This is a genomic window from Micromonospora yasonensis (assembly GCF_026013475.1).
Lineage (GTDB): Bacteria > Actinomycetota > Actinomycetes > Mycobacteriales > Micromonosporaceae > Micromonospora > Micromonospora yasonensis.
The window spans coordinates 1-2,853 of the sequence record NZ_JAPDPH010000404.1 but is presented as its reverse complement, the minus strand read 5'-3'; the positions used below and the strand labels follow the sequence as shown (position 1 = coordinate 2,853).

The 2,853-nt window shown below is 70.6% G+C and carries 4 protein-coding genes; 2 read left to right on the top strand and 2 right to left on the bottom strand.

What is annotated here, in order from left to right:
- On the top strand, positions 1–649 hold a 649-nt coding region (locus tag ONA70_RS35760; protein ID WP_265010897.1), incomplete at its 5' end, for a DMT family transporter.
- Between the two features lie 51 nt (positions 650–700).
- Here ONA70_RS35760 and ONA70_RS35755 read toward each other — a convergent pair.
- On the bottom strand, positions 701–1,315 hold the full coding sequence (locus tag ONA70_RS35755; RefSeq protein ID WP_265010896.1) for a dihydrofolate reductase family protein: 615 nt from the start codon (positions 1,313–1,315) through the stop codon (positions 701–703).
- A gap of 103 nt (positions 1,316–1,418) precedes the next feature.
- The gene (locus ONA70_RS35750) at positions 1,419–1,856 is read right to left on the bottom strand and encodes a hypothetical protein (protein WP_265010895.1); all 438 of its coding nucleotides are present in this window, start codon (positions 1,854–1,856) and stop codon (positions 1,419–1,421) included.
- Positions 1,857–2,412: 556 nt separating this feature from the next.
- On the opposite strand from ONA70_RS35750, the gene ONA70_RS35745 reads away from it, so the two are divergent.
- Positions 2,413–2,565: a hypothetical protein gene (locus ONA70_RS35745; protein WP_265010894.1), complete on the top strand. Its 153-nt coding sequence runs from the start codon at positions 2,413–2,415 to the stop codon at positions 2,563–2,565.
- Positions 2,566–2,853 lie beyond the last annotated feature (288 nt).

The following is a 2,853-nucleotide window of genomic DNA, read 5'->3' as shown; positions in this document are numbered from 1 at the left end:
CCTCAGTCCGCTCGCAGTCGTACAGCCGATCCTGGTCAGCGGTTTGTTCCTGGCGATCCTGCTGGAGGCCGCGCTCAACCGATCACGGCCACAGCCGCGCGATCTCATCGCGGTGACCGTTGGCGTGGTCGGTCTGGCCGCCTTCCTCGCCACCGCACAGCCCCGCGCGGGCCTGCCCGATCCGGCCACCTCGGCCTGGGTCGGCATCGGGGTCGGCTCCGGTGGATTCGTCGCTGCCTGTCTGGCCCTCGCCGCCCGGTCGCACGACGCCGCCCGTGGAGCCTTGCTCGGGGCGACGGCCGGCCTGCTCTACGCCCTCATCGCAGCCCTGCTCAAACCCCTCACCAACAAGATCACAGCCGACCCGCTCAGCACGCTCACCGACTGGCACCTCTACGCCCTGATCCTTGTCGGTTTCGCCGGGCTGGTGCTCAACCAGAACGCCTTTCAGAGTGGCCGGCTCGCCGCGCCGCTGACCACACTCACCCTGGTCGACCCGGTCGCCAGCGTGATCATCGGGGTGATGGCCTTCCGTGAGACACTCTCCATCGGCGGACCGCGCATCGTGATCGAAATCGCCGCCGCCACTGCGATGGCGAGCGGGATCTGGCTGGCCAGCACCCGTCGTCGGCGCGGGGCGACGACGTAACCGGGGCCGGCCCAGGTGGCGCCGACGCGCCGAGCCTCCCCGCGCGGGCCGCTATTTCCCGCCGGGAACCTGATCCTTGACCTCGTCATAGCCGACCTTGGCGGGTGCGGCGGTCGGCGAGTAGATCACGCGGATCACGCCCGTCGGAAACGCCTCCGTCGCCGTCACTCTCAGGTGGTACGGCGCGTCGCCGTCGTCGAACAGCTTGCGGCCCTTACGCGCCGCCACCGGGTGTACCAGCAGGCGCAACTCATCGACCAACCCCGCGGCGAGCAGTTGCTGCACCACGGAGATCGACCCGGGGATCAGAATGCCTCTGATGCCGGCATCGGCTTTGAGCGAGGCGACGGCATCGAGGAGATCGCCCTCGATCAGCTCGGAGTTGCGCCAGGAGAACTCCAGCGGCTGGCGCGAGACGACCACCTTGCGCATGTCCCCGAGTTGCTTGGCGAACGGCGCGTCGTCCCCACCCGCGGCCTCGCGGTCGGGCCAGGCTCCGGCGAAGGTGTCGTAGGTCTCGCGGCCGATGAGCAGCACGTCAGCGGTGTCATAGTCCTCGCCGACGGCGCGGCTCATGTTCTCCTCGAAGTACGGGAAGTGCCAATCGGGGTCGATCTCGGCCACACCGTCAGCCGAGATGAACAGCGTGGAGATGATCTTTGCCATCGGGTGATCCCTTCGTGTCGGGCGGTGCCGGTAGGTAGACCGGCGCAGCGTCCCAAACTCATCGGCCGGCCACAGATCCGTCCCGTCCCCGGGCGTCGTAGGCTCAGCCAGCCCCGACGGGTCCTGAGTAGCGTCGGGACGCCGACGAGCGCAACAGGAACGCCCGCACCTCACGGCGGAACAGGTCGGCCAGAATCCAGCCGCCCAGGACGACCAGCAGCGCTGCGACGATGCCGACGACGATCCCGGCCCGCGCCGCGAGACCGAGATCCACCAGCACCACCGCCTCCGCGGCGAGCACCAGCGGAAATGCGACCAGGAAGCCACGCCGCACCAGGGCTGCGGTGAGGCCGAGCAGCACCGCCGTGCCCTTCCGCGCAGGCATCAGCATCTCCAAACGACCCAACTGATCGCCGCTCGCACCGCTGGCGCTGGCATAGGACCGGCCGCTGGTGCTGCCGCTCAATATCGCCCCGGCGACGACAGCCACCACGAGATTCACCGAGGTCAGGTGGAACTGCAACCAGATCAGGATCCGCATCTGGTCCACCAGGCTGGGCAGTGCCGGCCGGATGCGGCGCGAGTCCCGGGTGACCTGGCCCGGTTCCGACGGGGAAGCCATGGCGGCCAGCCTAGTCGCAGCCCATGCCCACGCACCGCCCCGTGGGAACGGACCTCGGCCGCGCAGCGTCGGCGTCACGCTCGTCGGCAATCCCCTGACGCTGCGATGCGGCGGGATGGCCCACATCGGACCACAAGCGGTCGTGCTCTCGCGAGTGGCCAGGTAGGGGCGGAAGCCGCGGCTCCGCTCGTCGTCGCGGGGCCGCCGCTGGCAGCCGGCCGTCCGGCCACCCGGCCGGCACCTGCGTGGAAAGCCGGTCATCCAGCCGCTGATCAGCACGAGTTCCGGACGCTGGCGATCCTTGGCGGGGTACGGTCGTGGCATGGGCCTCCCTACCGCAGCGACCACCGCGGGCTCCCTCATCGGCGGGTGGCAGCTCGCCCGCCGGACCGGCAACCGTCCCCTCGGCGGCGTGGTCCTCGCGGCGGGTGGCGTGTTGGCGGGACGCGAGTGGGCTCGGCGGACGAGCCCGGCCGTGACCGCAGCGCTGGTCGCGACCTACGTCGGGGCTTTTGGCCTGTCGCATCCGCTGGCCAAGCGCATCGGCGCCTGGCCCTCCGTGCTGGCTGTCTCGGCGCTCACGGCAGCCGCCTCGTACGCCGTGGCAGACCGCCGCGCGCCGCGCTGAGCGCCACCTGGGGCCACTCCCGATGAGCGTGGCACCTCAACGGCGATCGGCGGCCGCGCCGGTGGGTGATCGCCACGCCGCGCCGGCGCCCTTGGCGCAAGGGCGCGCCAGTCGCCGTTCGGCAGCGGACCGCCCGGGCCTCAAGTAACGCTCGCCCGGAACGGATGTGCTGTCCATCCGCTCCGGGACGCGTTCCCCGAGGACGAGCTCGGGTCTCAGTGACTTCTCGCTGGTCGGTGCCGTCCGCGTTACCAGGCGGCGTTGATCACGAAAGGCGCCGAGTTGAAG

Bases quoted from the DNA above. Each gene is read 5' to 3' on its own strand.
- ONA70_RS35755 (WP_265010896.1), bottom strand. From the start codon at position 1,315: ATGGCAAAGATCATCTCCACGCTGTTCATCTCGGCTGACGGTGTGGCC.
- ONA70_RS35750 (WP_265010895.1), bottom strand. From the start codon at position 1,856: ATGCGGATCCTGATCTGGTTGCAGTTCCACCTGACCTCGGTGAATCTC.